Genomic DNA, 18,687 nt, shown 5'->3' with positions numbered 1-18,687 from the left:
CAGTCACAATTGAGTCATTCCGCGGACCACGGGCCTTGAAGGGTTCCCGTATAGCTAGCGTGACGCTCGGAGAAGTCGTATCTGGCCTCGTTGCGCGATACTGAAAGTAATGAGCGACGCCTACCGCATCCCTGAGCCGCCCCGCGCTCGCCCGGAGCCGCCTGTCGCCATCGAGGCCCGCGGCATCCGCCATAACAATCTGCACGACCTCGACGTGGACATCCCGCTGCACCGTGTCGTGGCGATCACCGGCGTCTCCGGGTCGGGCAAGAGCTCCCTGGCCATGGGCACGCTCTTCGCCGAGGGCATGCAGCGGTTCCTCGAGGGGCTCTCGACATTCAGCCGCCGCCGGCTGAGCCAGGCCCAGCGGCCCGACGCCGACCGCATCTCCCACCTGCCCGCGGCGGTGGCGCTCCGGCAGCGACCGCCCGTTCCCGGTCCGCGCAGCACAGTGGGCACAATGAGCTCGGTGCTGAACGCGCTGCGGCTGTCGATGTCCCGGCTCGGGTCGCACCGGTGCCCGAACGGCCACATTGTGCCGCCCTCGCTACAGTCGTTCCGCGAGGAGATCGTCTGCCCGGTCTGCGGCGTGCACTTTCCCACGCCGAGTGCCGAGTCCTTCGCTTTCAACTCCGAAGGCGCCTGTCCCGGATGCGACGGTGTCGGCGAGCGGTTCGAGATCGATACCGATCGGCTGGTGCCCGACCCGGAGCTCACCATCGAGCAGGGGGCGGTCCTGCCCTGGAACGTCGGCGGCATGCGTCTCTCTCGCTACGCCGCCGCCCAACTCGGGGTGCGCCTCGATGTTCCCTGGCGCGACCTGAGCGACCGCGAGCACGACATCGTGCTGCACGGCGAGCCCGTGGTGCGCGAGGTGCGGCTCGGTGAAGCCGGCCCGCGCCCGGTCACCCTCCAGGTGCACTACGAGAACGCGATCGCGGCGGTGCGGCGGGCGGCGAAGTCCGACACCGCGAGCACGCGCGCCCGGCAGGAGCAGTTCCTACACTGGGAGACCTGCAGCGTCTGCCACGGAACGCGCCTGCGCCCCGAGGCACTCACCAGCATGCTTGACGGCAGCAACCTGGCCGAGATCTCGAGCCTGCCCCTCGAGGGGCTGCGCGGCTTTGTGGAGGGCCTCCTGGCCCAGACGCCGGAGGAGATCACGCGGCCGGCCGAGACCCTCACCCGCGAGATCCTGAGCCTGCTCGACCCATTGCTGCAGCTCGGCCTCGGCTACCTCGGCCTCGATCGCGCCGGATCCACCCTCTCCACGGGCGAACGCCAGCGCCTCGAACTCAGCTCGACCGTGCGGGCCGACACCACCGGCATGCTCTACGTCCTCGACGAGCCCTCGGTGGGGCTGCACCCGAGCAACATCGGCGGGCTCATCGCCACCATCGACGCACTGGTCGATGCCGGCAACTCGGTCGTTATGGTCGAGCACGACGTCGAGGTCATCGCCGAGGCCGACTGGGTCATCGAACTGGGCCCGGGCGCAGGCTCGGCGGGCGGCACCGCCATCGGGCAGGGCACCCCGACCGAGGTGGCTGCCGACCCGTCGTCGCTGATCGGCCCTTTCCTCACCCCGGGCCCCCTAATCGAGCGGATGCCGCGGCCCCTCGACGCCGGAGACCTCACGCTCGAGGTGTCCGCCCTTCACAATCTCAACGACGTGCGCCTCGAGGTGCCGCTGCACGCCCTCACGGCCATCGCCGGTCCGTCCGGAGCCGGCAAGTCGGCGCTGCTGCTGGAGAGCCTCGTGCCCGCACTCACCGCGCAGCTCGCGGGTCAGCCCCTGCCGGCGCACGTGACCTCGCTCGAAGCCCCCGGTATCCGCGGGCTCGCCGAGATCGACGCGACGCCGATCGGCGCGAACGCCCGCTCGACGCCGGCCACCTACTCGGGTGCCTTCGACGCCATCCGTGCGGTGTTCGCCGAGAGCCCGGATGCACGGGCGCGCGGATGGAAGGCCGGTCACTTCTCCTACAACACCAAACAGGGGCAGTGCCCGACCTGCCTCGGCATCGGCTACCTCGACCTCGACGTGCAGTACCTGCCCGACGTCCGGGAGACCTGCCCCACATGCGAGGGCGGGCGATACGCGCTTGAGATGCTCGAGGTGACGGTGGAGGGGCACACGATCGCCGACGTTCTGCGGCTCACGGTGCACGAGGCGCTCGCGGTGCTCGAGGAGTGGCCGGGGGTCGACCGTCGGCTGAGGCCCATCGACGACGTGGGGCTGGGTTATTTGCGGCTCGGGGAGGCGACGCCCTCGCTCTCGGGGGGTGAGGCGCAGCGGCTACGCATCGCCTCGCGCCTCCGCAATAGTCAGCGCGGCGTGCTCTATGTGTTCGACGAGCCGTCGACGGGGTTGCATCCGCTCGACATCCGCACGCTCGTGGCTGTACTCGACCGGCTGATCGACGCCGGCGCGACGGTGCTGGTGATCGATCACGACCTCGACTTGCTGGCCGCTGCCGACCGCCTGATCGACCTTGGCCCGGTGGGCGGGCCGCAAGGCGGCCGTATTGTGGCGCAGGGCTCACCGCACGAAGTGGCCATCGACCCAGCCAGTGTCACGGGACCGTATCTCGCAGGGCGCCTCGCACCCTGACACACCGGATCCAGAACCCGGGCCGCGCCAGAGCAGGCCGCACCCCGGCACACCGCAGCTCACTAGCGGACGAAATCGGTGGTGTGCGCGATCCGCTGCGAGGCATCGAAGTCGGCTTGCAGATCATCCATCTTGATCCGGATGCGCTGCAGCGCGTCGCTACCAAGGATGATTCGGTGCCCGGTTAGGTCTCCCGTGAGTTGCTCGAAGAGGACCTCGGCCGCTCGCTTCGGGTCTCCCGGAAACATCACATCCTTCAACGATTCGACGTTCTGCATCGCGCGAAAAAAGTTGCCCGATGATGCGTCGTAATCGGGTATGAGTTCACCTGAGAAGCGGGTGCGGGAGTCAATGCCCGTCAGAAAGGAGCCGGGTTCCACGAGCACGGCTTTCAAGCCCACGGGCTCAATCTCCTGCCAGAGCGATTCGGTGAGACCTTCTAACGCGAACTTGCTCGCGGAGTAGAACGCGTTGCCGGGGAGGCTCGCGATGCCGTCCATCGAAGACATGTTCACGATGGTTCCCGATCGACGTTTCCGCATGGCCGGCAGAGCGAGCCTCAGCAATTCGACGGCGGCGAAGAAGTTGACCTCGAAGATCCGACGGTAGTCCTCCTCACGTTGTTCCTCGATCGCGCCGAGGTAGTCGATGCCGGCGTTGTTGACGAGGAAGTCAATCTTGCCGAACCGCTCATACGTCCGGGAGAGGAGGTTCGCGCGCTGGTGCCGATCTGCGACATCCACGCCTACCACGAGGGCCGTGTCGCTATGCCGCTCGGCCAGCTCGTGCATGGCATGGACGTTCCGTGCGGCGAGCACGACCTCGTGGCCATTCTCCAGCACGCGTTCCGCCAGGTCGTAGCCAAGGCCGCTCGATGCTCCGGTGATCACCCAGGTGGCTGTCGTAGTGCTGTTCATTGTGTTCACTCCTTGTCTTCGGTGGAGGCGCGGGCGCGCTCGGCCTGGGGGAAGTCGGCGGCGGCGCTCACCGTCGCCCATTTCTCGGTCTCGGCGGCGCGCGCCTCAGCCGCGGTGCGAATCATGTCGACGGCGCCGGTTCCGAGCACGAGCCGCATCGGAAGGTCGTCGCCGTGGACCGTGTCGACGATGATGTCGGCGGCGCGTGCCGGATCACCCGGCTGGTTGCTCGCGTTGGCGGCCCGGTATGCGTTCAGTGCGCCGACCGTCTGTTCGTAATCGGGCCCGACGGGCGCCAGGGTCATCGACGACCCCTGCCAGTCGGTGCGGAAGGCCCCCGGTTCCACGATCATCACGCGGATGCCCAAGGGCTTGACTTCGTTTGCCAGCACTTCGGAGAAGCCCTCCACCGCGAACTTGGCCGCCTGGTACGCGCCCATGCCAGGCGTGCCGCCCACCCGGCCGCCGACGGAGGAGAACTGCACAATCGTTCCCGATCGCTGTGCCCGCATGACGGGCAATGCTGCTCGCGTGACGTTGACCGTGCCAAAGAGGTTCGCCTCGAATTGGCCCCGGAAGTCACTGTCTGCCATCTCCTCGATGGGCGCACTGTTTGCGAAACCGGCGTTGTTCACCACGACGTTGAGAGCGCCGAACTCGGCGATGGCATACGCGACCGCGTCGGCTGCAGCCTTCGCGTCGGTCACATCCAGCGCAAAGACGCGCACCGCTTCGCCATACCGGTCGATGAGGTACTGCAGTTGCTCCGCCCGGCGCGCTGTGGCGACCAGTCGATCGCCCTTCTCGAGCACGGCGCGAGCGAGTTCCTTTCCGAAACCTCGCGACGTCCCTGTGATCAGCCATACAGGTGTCATGATCCGAATCCCTCCCTAGGTGGTTGTGTGAGTGGCATCGACGTAGGTGTCCGCCACCCCGTCAATATCGACGGCCTGCACGAAGGTGACCAACTGCTCACCGAGACCCGGGGAATCGCCATCGGCCCATACGCGGGCCGCGCCGTAGTTCGGTCCTTCGCTCAGGTCGACGTCCATCCGGAGGGGGATACTTCGCGTGATCAACTCCGGGTGGGCCGCGACGGCCGCTGTGGTTTCGTCCCAGATCGGGAAACCGACATAGGCGAGCCGCGCCATGAGCTCGCTCGCCGGAGTGGTCGTCTCTCGAACTCGATCGAGCAGAGCATCGTCGAGCACCACCGAGTCGGTGACGTCGCCCACGGCGACGAGTGAGTTCCATTCGGCGGTCAGTGCAATGTGCGCCGCTTCAGGGTCGAAACGGAAGTTGAATCCCTCGCTGGAATTGAACCCGGCGTCCGCTTCCTCGGGCGACATCTGCTCAATGTTTCCGCCGCCGATCACAATGCCTTTGGCCGTCGCTGCGAAGTTCGGGTCCTGCCGAATGGCGGCTGCGACGTTGGTCAGCGGCCCTGTGGTCACGATCGTGACCCGGCCCGGGAATGCCTGCACCTGCTCGATCATGTAATCGGCCGCACTCGAATCGGCGGCTGCGAGTGACTGAGCCCAACCGTTCACAGGCTCCGTGACCGCCGTCGCATCGGGGGCCACTGTGACGCCCGGGTCGTCCTCCGATGGATTGAACACCCCCATCCAGCTGTTCCGGCCTCCGTAGAGATCCGCGCGAGACTGCATGCGGGCCGCCGTGTTGATGAGTGGATAGCGCTGACCCTCTGCGACGGTGACGTCGTCTCGTCCTACCGCTTCCAGAAAGCTGAGCGCAGCCGCCGTCCCCTGGTGAGCCCAGGCATCGCCCGTGGTGGTGGTCGTCCCGAGCACGGTGGCGTCGGAATCCGCCAAGAGGATCAGCATGTCGCCGCCCCCTGTCAGACTCCAGTCGTTGTCGAGGATAAAGAGCTCCTCGTCATCGCCGACAGATGGCTCGTTTGCCGCGTTGGTGGCACTGGTCGGAGGAGCGGTCGCCGGGTCGGTGTCGACCGGTGAAAGCGCTCCGGTGCACGCCGACAGCGCGAGGACCGATCCCACAACGGCTCCCACCGCCACAGTCACCCTTCGCGCCCGTGCCGCCCTCGTGGATATCTCGTTCCAAGCCGTCGTCATCGCTTCAGTATTCGTGCTGCGGAAGGACGGGGTCGACCAGGGTGCGGTGGCATCCCAGCGTCACGCTAGCGTGTCCCGCGCCGGCGCACGCGGCTACCGGCCGACGGCCGCGTCAAGCGCATCGGCCGTGCTCAGCACTTGTTCGGCGCTCCGACGAGCGCCTGATCCGGTGACGGCCTGGAGTGACCGGATGCCGATGGCGCCGATGAAGAGCGTCATCACGACCGCGAGCACCCACCCCACGACCGGTGCCTCCGGCAACTGGAGCAGAACGGTCCACTCGATCGCGTACGCCAGCACCGCGGCCACCGGGAACGTGAACGACCAGAAGCCGAGGGAGAACGGCAGGCGGCGGTATTGCGGGATCAGGGCGAGCTGCACGACACCGAGCAGCACTGTGAGACCGGCAAGAGCCGACGAAAATGGAGTCACCTCGCCGTCGTCGAGCGCGAACAGGGCGAGGCCGCCCACCGCCGGAGGCGCCAGGAGCACCGTGAGCGTGGGAACGAGGGCGTCCGGCAGGGCGGTCCTCGCCACAAGACGCACGAGGATGAGCGTCGTCACCACCGCCCAGAACAGCAGCCCCACACCGAAAGCAGCCCAGCCGAGACCGGTCAGCCCGATCGTGGCGGCGGCCCGCGCCGCCACGAATCCTCCCGCCACTGTCGGCAGCAGGTAGCCCCCGTGCACCGCCCCGAGCTCGATCTGAGCCGTGAGCCAGCGGCTCAGCAGCCAGCCGGCCAGCATGAGGGTGACCGTCATGCAGACGACGATGACCACCGCGCCGAGCAGCGGAGCCCACGTGAAGAGGTCGACGCCCATCAGCATGCCGGCGATCGGGACGATCGCCGCGAGCGGACCCTGCGCCGGGTCGTGGAGTTGCTTGCGGAGCGGCACGCCGCTCTGCAAGCCGCGTGCCAGGTGGGCGGCGATGAGCCAGATCAAGGAGACCAACGCGATGCCCCAGAACACCTGGGGCACCGCGATCGGCAGGTCGGCTGCGGCCGCCGCCGCCGACCACGTCGTTGCGAGCCCGGTGAGTCCGAGGGCGATCGCGAACGTGTTCAGCGGAATCCGCCGCGCCACCACCTTCTCGGCGCGGGCTGTGACCGGGTCCGATTTCGAACTGTCCTGTGACACGTCGACTCCTCGATCTCGGTCTGCCTCTACTGTTGTGGCGCTGCGGGAAACGCCGCGACCCGGCTGGTGCGGCAATGCCTCGTCACGCTGACGTGGCATTGCCGCACCGTCCGGTCCTAGCGCGATGGTGTGATTCAGAGGACGGCGGGGCCGCTCCCCGGGAAGTCGGTGCTTTCAGCCCGATCTCGCCCGGCGGCGAACTCGGCGCCGAAAGCGTCGAGCTTGGCCTGAATGCGTCGGTGGGCGTCGCTGCCGAGCACCAGCCAGTGCGCGCCGTCATCCGACGCGACCGTGTCGTAGATGACAGCGGCGGCGCGGGCCGGGTCGCCGGGGAACACCTCGGGCGTCAGGGCGCCCAGCATGCCGCGGAAGACACCACCGGTCGCAGCGTAGTCTTCGATGGCCTCGCCGGAGGCGTGCGTGCGGTGCTCGATGCCGGTGCGGAACGAGCCCGGCTCGACCAGCAGTGCCCGGAGGCCGATGGGCTCGAGCTCCTGCCAGAGCGCCTCGGTCAGCCCTTCGAGTGCGAACTTCGAGGCCGAGTAGATCGCGTTGCCGGGAAGGCTCGCGATGCCGTCCATGGACGAGATGTTCACGATCGTGCCGCGCCGGCGGGCGCGCATGCCCGGCAGCACGACGCGGGTGAGAGCCAGGGCCCCGAAGAGGTTCACCTCGAACTGGGAGCGGATGTCGGCATCCGTCTGCTCCTCGATGGCCCCGACGAAGTCGACGGCAGCGTTGTTGACGAGCACGTCGATGCCGCCGAGACGCTCAGCCGTCGAGAGCACGGCCTCGCGCTGGTCGGCCCGCGTCACGTCGAGCTCGGCGACGACGGCGGTGGACGGGTAGCGCTCGGCCAGATCCTGAAGGGAGGCGGTGTGCGGGCCGGTCACGATGGCGGAGTCGCCGCGGGCCAGCACCTCCTCGGAGATCGCGCGGCCGAGGCCGGTGGCGGCGCCGGTGATGAGCCAGGTTGTCATGTCAGGTGTCCTTTCAGTTCTGTGTGGAGACCGCGGCCGCCGGGGCGGCGACCTCGGAGTGACGGGAGGCACGCGAGATGACAAGCATCACGACGGCCACGATGATTGCGAGCAGGTAGAACCCGGTCGCGATGTGGAAGACGGTCTGGTACCCGGTCACCTGGTCGGCGACCGCGGTGTGGTCACCTCCGACGGCGATGAACACGCCGGCGAGGATGGCCAGGCCGATGGAGCCGCCCAGCTGGTGGGCGGCGTTCACGAGCCCTGACCCGGCACCGGACTGCTCGGCGGGAACCCCCGCCATACCCAGCTGGGTGAGCAGGATGATCGCGATGCCCTGACCGATGCCGAGCACGAGGAGCGGCAGCACGATCCACGGGAAGAACGCGGATCCCGCCCCGATGGTCGAGAGCCACGCCATGCCGACGAGGGCCACGACGAGAGAGGCCACGAGCAACCACTCCCGCCCGATGCGGCGGGTCAGCGGACCGACGACGTACACGGTGGCGAAGAACATCCCGGTCAGCGGGATGTAGCTGAGCCCGGCTTCCAGCGCGCTGAAGTGCAGCACGTTCTGCAGGTACTGGCTGAGGAAGTAGAACGTCGAGAACATCGCGCCGACGATGAGCACGCGGCCGAGGTAGGCGCCGGAGCGCGTCAGATCACGGAACAGCGCGAGCGGCACGATCGGCTCCTTGCTGCGCCGTTCGATCCCGATGAAGGCCGCGACCAACAGCACCGAGAGGATCAGCGACCCCAGCACCACGGGATCGGTCCAGCCGCGGGTGCTCGACTCGATGAGACCGTAGACGAGAGCCGTCATGCCGAGGGTGATGGTGATGGCACCGGGCAGGTCGAAGCCGCCGCGCCGACGGGGCGTCTCGGTGAGAAAGCGCGGGGCGAGCACGATCACCAGGATGCCGATCGGCACGTTGATGAGGAGCCCCCAGCGCCACGAGAGCAGGTCGGTGAAGACGCCGCCCACGATGATGCCGACGCTCGCGCCCGCGCCGATGACCGCGCTGTAGATCGCAATGGCGCGACTACGCTGCTCGGGCTCGGGATAGGCGTTGACGAGAAGGGCGAGCGTCGACGGGATGGCGAACGCGGCCGCGGCGCCCTGCACGATGCGCGCCGCGATCATCATCGGGGCGCCCACGGCCAGACCGGCCGCGAGCGAGGCGGCGGCGAAGACGGCGACGCCGAGCACGAACACGCGGCGCCGCCCCGCCAGGTCGCCCACGCGGGCACCGAGCAGCAGCAGACCGCCGAACGCGAGCACGTAGGCGTTCTGCACCCAGGACAGCGAGGCGGGCGAGAAGCCGAGGTCGGCGACGAGCCGGGGGAGGGCAGTGGTGACGATCGAGGTGTCGAGCACCATCATGAGCTGGGCGCCCATGATGAGCGCGAGGGCGACGCTGCGGGTGAAGCGCCCGGTCGGTGACGCGGTTGGCATGAGAACTCCTTAGACTCAACCGGAGGGATGTCTCCGATTCTAAATCATAAACGGAGGGGTATCCCCGTTTATTCCATCAAAGAAAGAAGATCGTCGATGGCCGAGCGACCGCTGCGGGCAGACGCCCTGCGCAACTCCCGCCGAATCGTGGAGGTGGCCACGGCCGCCTTCGCCGAAGACGGCGCCGGCACCTCGTTCGAAGAGATCGCGCGCCGTGCGGGGGTCGGCAGCGGAACCCTCTATCGCCGGTTCCCCACCCGCGCCGCCCTCTTCGAGGCGGTCTACGCCGAACAGGTGGAGCAGCTCCTCGCTCCGGTCGACGGGGCGGCGAACGCCCGCGCTGCACTCGACTCGTGGCTCCGCTGCTTCGTCGAGTTCATCATCGGGAAGCGCGCCTTCGCCGAGGAGATGGCCCACGACACCGAACTCGTGGTCGACGCCCGCCGACGCATCTACGCCACGGCGACGCCGCTGCTCGAGGCCGCCCAGCGGGCGGGCACGGTGCGTCACGAGGTGACGGCCGACGACATCCTCCGTATGCTCAGCGGCATCGGTCTGGCCGAGTACCCGCATTCCGGGCAACTCGACCGGGTGGTCGAGATCTGCCTGCGGGGCCTGAACCCGTAGCGAACGGCGCCGACGAGGGCGCCCCGGCGAGAGGAAGCACATGGATTACGGACACGCGCTGGAGTTCGGCGCCTTCATCACTCCCACGGCTGCCGACCCGACGGTGCCGGTGGCGCTCGCCCAGGCGGCCGAGCGTGCGGGGCTCGACCTCGTGACCTTCCAGGATCATCCCTACCAATCGGCGTTCCTCGACACCTGGACGTTGATGACCTTCGTGGCTGCGCAGACCTCGACGATCCGCGTGGCCCCCAACGTGCTGAACGTGCCGCTCCGCCCGCCCGCAGTCGTGGCCCGAGCTGCCGCCAGCCTCGACCTCCTCTCGGGAGGGCGCTTCGATCTGGCTCTCGGCGCCGGCGGATTCTGGGACGCCATCGAGGCGATGGGTGGCATCCGTCGCACCCCCGGTGAAGCCGTCACGGCCCTCGAGGAGGCGATCGACGTCATCCGGGAACTCTGGGATACAAGCGAGCGGCGTGGTGTGTTTACTACGGGAACGCACTACCGAGTGCGGGGAGCCAAGCGCGGGCCGGCACCGGCGCATCCGGTGCCGATCTGGATCGGGGCGTACAAGCCGCGCATGCTCGCGCTCACCGGGCGCAAGGCCGACGGATGGCTGCCTTCGCTCGGTCGGCTGCAGCCAGGCGGTCTCGAGGCCGGCAATGCCGCGATCGACGAGGCAGCGCGGTCGGTGGGTCGCGACCCTCGGGAGATCCGCCGGCTGGCGAACGTCGACCGGCTGGCCGCCGACCCGGCCGAGTTCGCCCAGCGGTTGGCGGAGCTCGCCCTGGAGGGTGGCATCGGCACGTTCATCCTGGCGAGCGACGACGCTCGTGATCTGGCCGCCTACGGCGAGGAGACAGCGCCCGCAGTGCGCGAGCTCGTGGCGGCCGAGCGCCGGGGCTGATCTAGTGTCACGGTAGCGTGGCGGTTCGGTGTCGCGTCCCCCGGCTTTTCGCACTGGGCCCGGTGGCGGGAGGGTGGCCACATGCCTTACTTCACAACCTCCGACGGAACCGAGATCTACTACACCGATCAGGGCTCCGGTCGCCCGGTGCTGTTCAGCCACGGCTGGCCGCTCAGCTCGGATGCCTGGAAACTCGAGCTGAAACTGGTCGCCGACGCGGGCTTCCGCGCCATCGCGCACGACCGCCGCGGCCACGGCCGCTCTACCAAGACCTACACCGGCAACGACATCGACACCTATGCCCGCGACCTGGGTGAGCTCGCGGGGTCGCTTGACCTGCACGACATCGTGACGGTGGGCCACTCCACGGGCGGCGGCGAGGCCGTGCGGTTCGCGGCCCGCTACGCGAACGGTCGCGTGCGCAAGGTCTTCACCGCCGGTGCCATCCCGCCCGTCATGGTGCAGTCCGACTCGAACCCCGACGGCCTTCCCATCGCCGTGTTCGACGACATCCGGGCACATGTGCTGGCCGACAGCTCGGAGTACTGGTTCGAGCTCGCGCAGCCGTTCTTCGGCTTCAACCGGCCGGGCGTGGCCGAGTCGCGCGGTCTCGTCTTGAACTTCTGGCGGCAGAGCGAGATGGCGGGGTTGGCGGCAGCCTACGACTGCGTCGCAGCGTTCTCGGAGACCGACCTGACGGAGGATCTGCAAGCCCTCGACGTGCCGATCTTCATTGCGCACGGCACCGACGACCAGATCGTGCCCATCGCCGATGCGGCACGCAAGTCGATCCATCTCGTGAAGCACGGCCGTCTCAAAGAGTATGAGGGCGCCTCGCACGGCATCTGGGGCTGGTACCAGAAGCAGCTGGTCGACGATCTGCTGAAATTCATCGCCGAGTGACCGGCGACGGCGCGGCGCGGCGAGAGCGCGTCGAAGAAGAGGGCGACCGGGGTTTCCGGTCGCCCCTGATGCTGACGTTCGTCGGCGTGACCGTGTCGTTCCTCGGCATGTTCGTCGCCGCCGGTGCACCCTCACCGTTGTTCCAGCTCGAGCAGCAGACCTGGGGGTTCCCGGTCTGGATGCTCACCTTCGCCTTCGCGATCTACGCCGTCGCCTTGCTGGTTGCCCTGTTGGTCGCCGGTTCGCTGTCGGATCACATCGGGCGCCGCCCGGTGCTGATCGGCGCGCTGGCGGGGGAGATTCTCTCCATGGCGCTGTTCCTCGTGGCGCCGGACATCGGCTGGATCATCGCTGCGCGGGTCGTGCAGGGCATCGCCACCGGCGCCGCTGCTGGCGCGTTCACGGCCGCCATCGTTGAATACGCGCCGGCGAACCGCAAGAAGCTGGGTGCGCTCATCGGCAGCGCCACGCCGACCGGCGGCCTGGGTTTGGGTGCGCTCGGCGGAGGCATCGCGGTTCAGTACGCCGACAGCCCCAACCTCATTATCTTCGGGTCGCTGATCGTGCTTTTCGTGCTTGGGCTTGTGGTCGTCGCGATCTCGCCTGAACCGGTGTCGCACCGTCCGGGGGCGGTGCACTCGCTGATCCCGCGCATCTCGGTGCCGCCGCGAGCGCGCGCCGAGTTCGTGGCCGCCATCCCGGTGCACATCTCCTCCTGGATGCTCGGCGGCCTGTACCTGGGGCTCGTCCCGCTCGTGCTGGTTCAGGTCTTTTTGGTCGAGAGCGGGGTGGTGGATGGCCTTGCCATCCTGGCGCTCTGCCTCGTGGGCGCGCTCTCCGGCATCGCACTCGGGTGGGTGGCGCCGCGTACCGTCGTGCTGCTCGGCAACGCGCTCGTGATCGTGGGTGCGACAGCGGTGGTCGTGGCGATCGGGTCGACTTCGCTGCCCCTGTTCTTCGTCGGCACCGTGGTGGCCGGCGTCGGCTTCGGCATCGATTTCTCCGGGGCCGTGCGCCTGATTGTGCCGCTCACCGCGTCGCACCAGCGCGCTGAGCTCTTCGCCAGTATCTTCGTGGTCTGCTACCTCTCCTTCAGTGTGCCGATCATCATCGCGGGCCTGCTCGTACGCACCCTCGGCCTCGTGCCCGTCACCCGGGTGTACGTGCTGGTGCTGATCGTCGCGGCGTTGGTCGGACTGGTGGCGCAGTCGCGGCTGGCGCTGCGCACCGGTCGCGACGGGTGACCGCCGCGGAGCTCAGCGCGAGCGCAGGCCGGCGACGATGACGTCGGCCACGAAGTCGGCGTGCCGGGCGGAGGCATCCGGGTCGGCCGCGGCATCCGGTTCGATCAGGTGCGCCAGGGCCGGACTCCCGAACAGGGCTGTGCCACCCGAGGTGATGAGGAAGTACAGGCTCGGCCAGTCCGCCGGGCGGAGCAGCCCGTCGGCCGTCAGTGCGTCGACAGTGGGGCGGATGATCTGCTCAAGGACGACGACGTAGTTCTCGTAGAGGTAGTCGAGGCGGTCGGAGGCCCGCGCGCCCTCGGTCTGCACCAGGCGGAGGAGATCCGGGCGGCTCTCGTTGGCCAGCACGAAGGTGCGAATGAGGCCGAGGAGCCGGTCGAGTGGTGCGCAGTCGAGGTCGGGCTCCCAGTCGATGCCGCTCAGGAGCCCCCCGAAGCCGTGGTCGACCGCCGCGCGCCAGAGACCGGCTTTCGAGCGGAAGCGCTGGTGCAGCACGTTGTGGCTCACGCCGAGCTCGACCTGGAGGGCGCGCAATGACACCCCGTGGGCACCATGGCCTGGACCCACTCGCACGACATCAACCTGGTGCGGGAGAACACGATCAAGCTCGCGAAGATCGCGGCAGCGGCCGAGATCCCCGTGGTGCTGACCTCGAGCATGGAGGAGTACGCCCAGGGCCTGCTCATCCCGGAGCTCGCCGAGATCCTGCCCGAGGCCTACGCCGCCCGCGTCAAGCGCCCCGGCATCGTGAACGCGATGCACCACGAGGGGTTCAGCGACACCGTCAAGGCGCTCGGCCGCCGCAAGCTCTTCGTCGCCGGTGTCACCACCGAGATCTGCGTCACGTTCCCCGTGCTGCAGCTGCTCGACGAGGGCTACGAGGTGCAGGTGTCGGCGGATGCCTCGGCCTCGCACACCAAGTTCGGCGACGACCTGTCGCTCCGACGCATGGAGAATGCCGGCGCCGTGATCACCACCGTCGACCAGATCATCTCCGAGCTCGCGATCGACTGGACGAGCCCGCTCGGCCAGAAGCTCATGACGATCCTCGACTACTGAGCCGCGATCCCCGCGGAGGTCACACTCGATACAGCTGGAGCCCCGCACCGGGTGACAGCGTCACTCGGCCGTCGTCGTCGATTGGGGTGACGGTTCCATCGAGCGTGTGCACGAGCGAGCCCTGGTGCTCGCGAAGAACGAGTGCGACCTCTGCGGAAGCGGTTCGCGACCAGCGCACCACGTGCAGAAGGCGTTCGCCCTCCGCATTCTCGTGGATGCGGGCGAGAACCCCCGCGGGCGAGGCGACCGGCGGTGTGCGGGCGACCGACGGCGCATCCGCCCCCGGGTCGAGCGCGAACTGCCGGCCGGCCAGCACGGCCTGGAACGCCGCGGCCTCGACGGCGTCGTAAGCCGCCCGGGCCTCGGGGAGATCCCACGGCGTCGTCGGGTCGGCCTGCCGTCCGCGGATGCGGTAGGCGCGGCTGCGCAAGGCATCCGACCAGGGCAGGGTCTCGTCGACCAGCGGCCGGTAGCCGTCAAGCCCGGGCACCGACTCCAGCGTCGCGACGAGCCGCGCGACCGCCTCCGCGAGCGGGCGATGGCTGCCGTCGGGCCCGATCGGCGCGAACTCCCAGTTCTCGCGATCGACGAGCATGTAGAGATTGAAGCCCTGGTACCCCAGGGCGATCGCCGCGCCCCACCACGCCGCCAGCTCGTCGTCGGTCGGGTCGGGGTACTCGACCAGCTCGCCGGGCGAGCGCCAGATGCCGGACTGCATCTCCGGAGCCCAGATGCGAGCGGTGTCGCTAGTGGCGGCCTGCGCCGCGGCGAGGGCGAGCCCCGCCAGGTCGTTCTCGTCGAGCGGCGGCACGAAGTAGTGGTCCTCGCCGACCACGGCGCCCGGCAGGGCGGCCGCGATGACCGGGCCGCTCTGCGGCTCACCGCGCACGGGGTGGGTGTTGAGGTTCACCGTGCCGAGGAGCCCCGGCGCGGCATCTGCCGTCACCGCGGCGATCCAGGCCAGGTAGTCGGAGATGTACTCGTGCTGCCAGGCGATCCAGTCGAGTTCGGCCTCGGTCGGCTCGAGCGGCCCGTCGACGCGCGGCTGCGGGGCCGGCGCGCCGGGCCGTCGGCGCTCCCACGAGGCGAGAGCCTCGGGGTGGTGGTCGAAGCCATACATGGTGTCGCGGAACCCGAGGCTGGGCTCGTTGTCATACTGCGTGGCGACCACCGGACCCTCGGGCCCCGTGAATTCGGCGAGCTCGCCCCAGACCCAGCGCAGCCAGCGCTCGGTCTCGGCGCGGAAGCGCGAGCTGGCATAGCTCGGCATGGGGTGCAGGAACGGCGGGTTGTAGCCGATCACCACCTCCCCGGCGTGGTCGCGGGCGAGCAGGTCGGTCTCGGCCACGATCCAGTCCGGGAAGCCGCCGTTCGGCTCCTCGGCGCAGATCCACGGCCCGGGTTTCAGGATGACGGTGAGGTCGTTCTCGCGACACAGCCGCAGGAAGGCGCGAACGTCGAGCGAGGGGTCGGTGCGGCCGTCGAGGTCGCGTTCGCCGCGCACGGGCTCGTGCCGGCGCCACGAGAGGTAGGTGGCGACCGAGCGAATTCCGAGTTCCCGCACCGCGCGGAGGGCCGGCTCCCAGTGCCGCGGCTCCATCCTCCAGAACTGCACCTCGCCGGTGATCGCCGGCAGGTGCCGGTCGGTGCTCATCCCTTCACCCCGCCGGCGATGGCGCCGCCAATCAGCCAGCGCTGTATGAAGATGAATAGCACCAGCGACGGCAGCAGGACCAGCACACTCATGGCCGACACGTCGTTCCAGTTCACCTCGAACGCCGAGCTCAGCTGAGAGAGACCGACCGGGAGAGTGCGCTTGTCATCGGAGCTCGTGAAAGTGAGAGCGAAGAGGAACTCCTCCCATGCGCCGATGAACAGGAAGATGCCCGTCGCCACCACGCCCGGGCGGGCAGCCGGCAGCACGACCCGGAACAGGGCGCCGAACCAGCCAGCTCCGTCGACCCGGGCCGCCTCGTCGAGCTCTCGCGGGACCTCGTCGAAGGCGGTCTTCATGAGCCACACCCCGAGCGGCGCCGAGGTCGCGACCCCGGCGATGACGAGCGCGGGTAGCGAGTCGTAGAGTCCGATGGTCGAGATGAGCCAGAACAGCGGGATGATCAGGAGCACGGCCGGGAACATCTGGGTCATGATGAGGCCCACCAGCACGTACCGCTTGCCGCGGATGGCGAAGCGCGAGAGAGCGTAGCCGCCGAGGGTGCCGATGAGGAGCCCGATCGCGACCGTCGCCACGGCGACGATGACGGAGTTCACCACCCAGTTGCCGAAGGCGCCGCGCGAGAGCACGTAGGCGTAGCTCTCGAGCGTCGGATTCGCGGGGAGGATGGTGGGCGGCGACTGGAAAACCTCCTGCGACCCCTTGAACGAGGCCAGCACGGTCCAGAGCACCGGGAGCACGGCGAACAACCCGATCACGACGGCGAGGATGCGCACCGCGATGAGTCCGCCGGAGGGGCGGGGGCGGCGGCGTCGGCGGGCGCGGAGGGCCGGCGGCACGGCCGCGACCTCGTCGACGGCGACGACGACTTCGAGAGCGGTGGTCACTTCAGGGCATCCTTTCCGAGAGCCCGCACGTAGAGTAGCGAGCCGGCCGAGACGATCACGAACAGGAACACTGACAGCGCGGAGGCGTAGCCGAAGTCGAAGCGTTCGAATGCGTTCTTGTAGACGAAGGTGGTGAGGATGTCGCTGGCGCCGTCGGGTCCGCCGCCGGTCATCACGTAGATGAGGCCGAAGTTGTTGAACGTCCAGATGAGCGACATGAGGGTGCTGAGCAGGATGACGGGGCGGAGCATCGGCAGGGTGATCCAGAAGACCCGCTGCATCGCGCCGGCACCGTCGACCTTGGCGGCCTCGTAGACCTCCTCGGGAATGGCGGCCATGCCCGAGAGCAGCATCACCATGATGAAGGGGAAGCCGCGCCAGACGTTCGTCACCATCACGGCGCCGAGGGCGGTGGCCGGGTCGCTCAGCCAGGCATGAGCGAAGTCGCCGAGCCCGATCTGCTGGAGCACGGAATTGACGAGGCCGAACTGCGGCTGGTACAACCAGCGCCAGGCCATCGCACCGACGATGATGGGGGTGGCCCAGGGAATGATGTAGGCGGCGCGGAGCCAAGCCCAAGCGCGACCCTGCAGCGCTTCGCGCACCACGAGCGCGGCGGCGAAGGCAAGCACGAACTGCAGCGCCACCGATCCGAAGGTCCAGACGGCACTGTTGAGCAACACCGGGCCGATCTCGGCGTCCTGGGCGATGGCGAAGTAGTTCTCCAGGCCCGCGAACTCCCACCCGGCGTGGCGGCTCGGGTTCACGTCGAAGAAGCTCTCCGCGATTACGAACAGGATCGGAAAGCCGATGACGACCGCCGACACCACGGTGATCGGGGCGAGCATCGCCACCGGCACGAAACGGTCCCGGCCCCTCCGCCGCCGCCGCGAGGTCGCGACGGCGGGGAGGGTGCCGGTGAGGCTGTCAGCCATTGATCGCAGCGTTCGCTTTCTCGGCAGCCGCCTTCATCGCATCCGCGGGGCTCGACGACCCGGAGAGTCCGGCCGCGACGGCGTCACCCAGAGCGCCGTCGACGTCGGCCGCGCGCGTGATGGTGGGACGAGAGCGGGAGTTCTCGATGATCTCGCCGAAGGTCACCGTGTTCGGGTCGGTCGAGAAGGGAGCGGCTTCGTAGAGCGACTTCTTCGCGGGCACGTAGCCGAGGTCGCTGGCCCACGTGGTCTGCACGTCGTCGGAGCCGAACCAGGCGAGGAAGTCGATGGCCGCCTCCTTGTGCTGCGAGTTCTGCAACACCGCGAGATCCATGCCGCCAAGCACCGACGCCTCGTCCTTGCCCTTCGGCAGCGGCGCCACACCCCACTGCTCGGGGGTCAGCCCGGCCTCGGTCAGCGTGGAGGCCATGTACGGACCGGAGGTGAACATCGCGATGTCGCCGTTCACAAACGGGCCGCGCACGTCGTCTTCGGTGGCCGATGCCATGCCCGGGGGCATCGCCGTGGCCTGCAGGTCGGTCCAGAAGGTCAGCGCGTCGACGCCTTCGGGGGAGTCGAAGACCGCCTTCGTGCCGTCGTCGTTTACGACCTCGGCGCCGGCCTGCCAGAGCCACGGGTAGAACTCGTACGCACCCCAGCCGCCGAAGAGGCCGATGCCGTACTTGCCATTGCCGGTGAGCTTCACAGCGTCGGTCTTCAGCTCATCCCACGTGGCGGGCGGGGTCTGGATGCCCGCGGCGGCCAGCAGGTCGGTGCGGTAGAAGAGGGCGAGTGTCGACACGTCCTGCGGGAGCCCGTAGGTCTTGCCGTCGAGTCGGGCCGCTTCCAGGGTGTTGGCGAAGTAGTCGGCGTCGTCGCCGAGGGCCTCGTCGATTGGGGCGAGGAACCCGCTCGAGGCGTACTGCGAGACCTTCGGGGGCTCCAGGCGCACGATGTCCGGCCCCTTGCCTGCAGTGATCTGAGTGACCAGCTTGTCGTAGTACGAGGCGTCGTTGTCGCGCTGGAGGGTGATCTCCACGCCCGGGTTGTCGGCCTCGTATTCGGCCACCAGCTTCTCGGCCTCGGCCGACTCCGCGTCGGAGAATTGGTTCTGGAACACGATCGTCTCTGTTCCGCCGTCGGCGGACGACCCGTTGGAGCAGGCGGTGAGTCCGGCGAGGGCGACGCCGAGCACCCCCGTGAGGGCTGCTGCGGTCAGGTATTTCTTCTTCATCGAAGGATCTTTCTCTCGG

The 18,687-nt window shown here is 68.6% G+C and carries 16 protein-coding genes and 1 pseudogene; 6 read left to right on the top strand and 11 right to left on the bottom strand.

Features of this window, described 5'->3' with window-relative positions:
- Positions 1 to 109 precede the first annotated feature (109 nt).
- On the top strand, positions 110 to 2,614 hold the full coding sequence (locus ITJ64_RS04785; protein ID WP_194679593.1) for an excinuclease ABC subunit UvrA: 2,505 nt from the start codon (positions 110 to 112) through the stop codon (positions 2,612 to 2,614).
- Positions 2,615 to 2,676: 62 nt separating this feature from the next.
- On the opposite strand, the gene ITJ64_RS04780 is transcribed toward ITJ64_RS04785, so the two are convergent.
- The 6 genes from ITJ64_RS04780 to ITJ64_RS04755 form a co-directional block, all read right to left on the bottom strand.
- Positions 2,677 to 3,531: an SDR family NAD(P)-dependent oxidoreductase gene (locus tag ITJ64_RS04780; protein ID WP_194679592.1), complete on the bottom strand. Its 855-nt coding sequence runs from the start codon at positions 3,529 to 3,531 to the stop codon at positions 2,677 to 2,679.
- A 5-nt stretch (positions 3,532 to 3,536) separates the two neighbouring features.
- Complete coding sequence (locus tag ITJ64_RS04775) at positions 3,537 to 4,406, bottom strand: oxidoreductase (protein WP_194679591.1); 870 nt, start codon at positions 4,404 to 4,406, stop codon at positions 3,537 to 3,539.
- A 15-nt stretch (positions 4,407 to 4,421) separates the two neighbouring features.
- On the bottom strand, positions 4,422 to 5,624 hold the full coding sequence (locus ITJ64_RS04770; protein ID WP_194679590.1) for a nucleoside hydrolase: 1,203 nt from the start codon (positions 5,622 to 5,624) through the stop codon (positions 4,422 to 4,424).
- 93 nt (positions 5,625 to 5,717) lie between these two features.
- The gene (locus ITJ64_RS04765; protein WP_370545040.1) at positions 5,718 to 6,764 is read right to left on the bottom strand and encodes a transporter; all 1,047 of its coding nucleotides are present in this window, start codon (positions 6,762 to 6,764) and stop codon (positions 5,718 to 5,720) included.
- A 134-nt stretch (positions 6,765 to 6,898) separates the two neighbouring features.
- Entirely contained in the window at positions 6,899 to 7,744 is an 846-nt protein-coding gene (locus ITJ64_RS04760) for an SDR family NAD(P)-dependent oxidoreductase (protein ID WP_194679588.1), read from the bottom strand.
- Positions 7,745 to 7,757: 13 nt separating this feature from the next.
- Entirely contained in the window at positions 7,758 to 9,200 is a 1,443-nt protein-coding gene (locus ITJ64_RS04755) for an MFS transporter (protein WP_194679587.1), read from the bottom strand.
- 96 nt (positions 9,201 to 9,296) lie between these two features.
- Here ITJ64_RS04755 and ITJ64_RS04750 point away from each other — a divergent pair, with 96 nt between their 5' ends.
- From ITJ64_RS04750 to ITJ64_RS04735, 4 genes and pseudogenes are all read left to right on the top strand, one after another.
- Positions 9,297 to 9,827: a TetR/AcrR family transcriptional regulator gene (locus ITJ64_RS04750; protein ID WP_194679586.1), complete on the top strand. Its 531-nt coding sequence runs from the start codon at positions 9,297 to 9,299 to the stop codon at positions 9,825 to 9,827.
- A gap of 40 nt (positions 9,828 to 9,867) precedes the next feature.
- Positions 9,868 to 10,722 (top strand): annotated as a pseudogene (locus ITJ64_RS04745) (LLM class flavin-dependent oxidoreductase); the annotation flags it as partial.
- A 90-nt stretch (positions 10,723 to 10,812) separates the two neighbouring features.
- Positions 10,813 to 11,634, top strand: a complete 822-nt coding sequence (locus ITJ64_RS04740; protein WP_194679584.1) for an alpha/beta fold hydrolase — start codon at positions 10,813 to 10,815, stop codon at positions 11,632 to 11,634.
- Complete coding sequence (locus tag ITJ64_RS04735; RefSeq protein ID WP_194679583.1) at positions 11,631 to 12,878, top strand: MFS transporter; 1,248 nt, start codon at positions 11,631 to 11,633, stop codon at positions 12,876 to 12,878. Before ITJ64_RS04740 ends, ITJ64_RS04735 begins: the two co-directional genes overlap by 4 nt.
- A 12-nt stretch (positions 12,879 to 12,890) precedes the next feature.
- Here ITJ64_RS04735 and ITJ64_RS04730 read toward each other — a convergent pair whose 3' ends face one another.
- The gene (locus ITJ64_RS04730; RefSeq protein ID WP_194679582.1) at positions 12,891 to 13,418 is read right to left on the bottom strand and encodes a TetR/AcrR family transcriptional regulator; all 528 of its coding nucleotides are present in this window, start codon (positions 13,416 to 13,418) and stop codon (positions 12,891 to 12,893) included.
- A 12-nt stretch (positions 13,419 to 13,430) separates the two neighbouring features.
- On the opposite strand from ITJ64_RS04730, the gene ITJ64_RS04725 reads away from it, so the two are divergent.
- Positions 13,431 to 13,937, top strand: coding sequence for an isochorismatase family protein (locus ITJ64_RS04725; RefSeq protein WP_194679581.1), 507 nt, complete (start codon positions 13,431 to 13,433; stop codon positions 13,935 to 13,937).
- A 19-nt stretch (positions 13,938 to 13,956) separates the two neighbouring features.
- On the opposite strand, the gene ITJ64_RS04720 is transcribed toward ITJ64_RS04725, so the two are convergent.
- The 4 genes from ITJ64_RS04720 to ITJ64_RS04705 are packed head-to-tail and all read right to left on the bottom strand — an operon-like array spanning position 13,957 to position 18,668.
- Positions 13,957 to 15,591: a beta-galactosidase gene (locus tag ITJ64_RS04720; RefSeq protein WP_194679580.1), complete on the bottom strand. Its 1,635-nt coding sequence runs from the start codon at positions 15,589 to 15,591 to the stop codon at positions 13,957 to 13,959.
- Complete coding sequence (locus tag ITJ64_RS04715) at positions 15,588 to 16,499, bottom strand: carbohydrate ABC transporter permease (RefSeq protein WP_194679579.1); 912 nt, start codon at positions 16,497 to 16,499, stop codon at positions 15,588 to 15,590. The genes ITJ64_RS04720 and ITJ64_RS04715 overlap by 4 nt, the downstream gene beginning before the upstream one ends.
- Positions 16,496 to 17,434, bottom strand: a complete 939-nt coding sequence (locus ITJ64_RS04710; protein WP_194679578.1) for a carbohydrate ABC transporter permease — start codon at positions 17,432 to 17,434, stop codon at positions 16,496 to 16,498. Before ITJ64_RS04710 ends, ITJ64_RS04715 begins: the two co-directional genes overlap by 4 nt.
- Positions 17,427 to 18,668: a sugar ABC transporter substrate-binding protein gene (locus ITJ64_RS04705; protein WP_194679577.1), complete on the bottom strand. Its 1,242-nt coding sequence runs from the start codon at positions 18,666 to 18,668 to the stop codon at positions 17,427 to 17,429. The genes ITJ64_RS04710 and ITJ64_RS04705 overlap by 8 nt, the downstream gene beginning before the upstream one ends.
- Between the last annotated feature and the right edge of the window lie 19 nt (positions 18,669 to 18,687).

The sequence above is a fragment of the Herbiconiux sp. VKM Ac-1786 genome, assembly GCF_015350805.1.
Taxonomy (GTDB): Bacteria; Actinomycetota; Actinomycetes; order Actinomycetales; family Microbacteriaceae; genus Herbiconiux.
This window is presented reverse-complemented; position numbering and strand designations above follow the sequence as displayed.

Bases quoted from the DNA above. Each gene is read 5' to 3' on its own strand.
- ITJ64_RS04755 (WP_194679587.1), bottom strand. From the start codon at position 9,200: ATGCCAACCGCGTCACCGACCGGGCGCTTCACCCGCAGCGTCGCCCTC.
- ITJ64_RS04785 (WP_194679593.1), top strand. From the start codon at position 110: ATGAGCGACGCCTACCGCATCCCTGAGCCGCCCCGCGCTCGCCCGGAG.
- ITJ64_RS04740 (WP_194679584.1), top strand. From the start codon at position 10,813: ATGCCTTACTTCACAACCTCCGACGGAACCGAGATCTACTACACCGAT.
- ITJ64_RS04720 (WP_194679580.1), bottom strand. From the start codon at position 15,591: ATGAGCACCGACCGGCACCTGCCGGCGATCACCGGCGAGGTGCAGTTC.
- ITJ64_RS04760 (WP_194679588.1), bottom strand. From the start codon at position 7,744: ATGACAACCTGGCTCATCACCGGCGCCGCCACCGGCCTCGGCCGCGCG.
- ITJ64_RS04750 (WP_194679586.1), top strand. From the start codon at position 9,297: ATGGCCGAGCGACCGCTGCGGGCAGACGCCCTGCGCAACTCCCGCCGA.
- ITJ64_RS04710 (WP_194679578.1), bottom strand. From the start codon at position 17,434: ATGGCTGACAGCCTCACCGGCACCCTCCCCGCCGTCGCGACCTCGCGG.
- ITJ64_RS04725 (WP_194679581.1), top strand. From the start codon at position 13,431: ATGGCCTGGACCCACTCGCACGACATCAACCTGGTGCGGGAGAACACG.
- ITJ64_RS04775 (WP_194679591.1), bottom strand. From the start codon at position 4,406: ATGACACCTGTATGGCTGATCACAGGGACGTCGCGAGGTTTCGGAAAG.
- ITJ64_RS04705 (WP_194679577.1), bottom strand. From the start codon at position 18,668: ATGAAGAAGAAATACCTGACCGCAGCAGCCCTCACGGGGGTGCTCGGC.
- ITJ64_RS04770 (WP_194679590.1), bottom strand. From the start codon at position 5,624: ATGACGACGGCTTGGAACGAGATATCCACGAGGGCGGCACGGGCGCGA.
- ITJ64_RS04780 (WP_194679592.1), bottom strand. From the start codon at position 3,531: ATGAACAGCACTACGACAGCCACCTGGGTGATCACCGGAGCATCGAGC.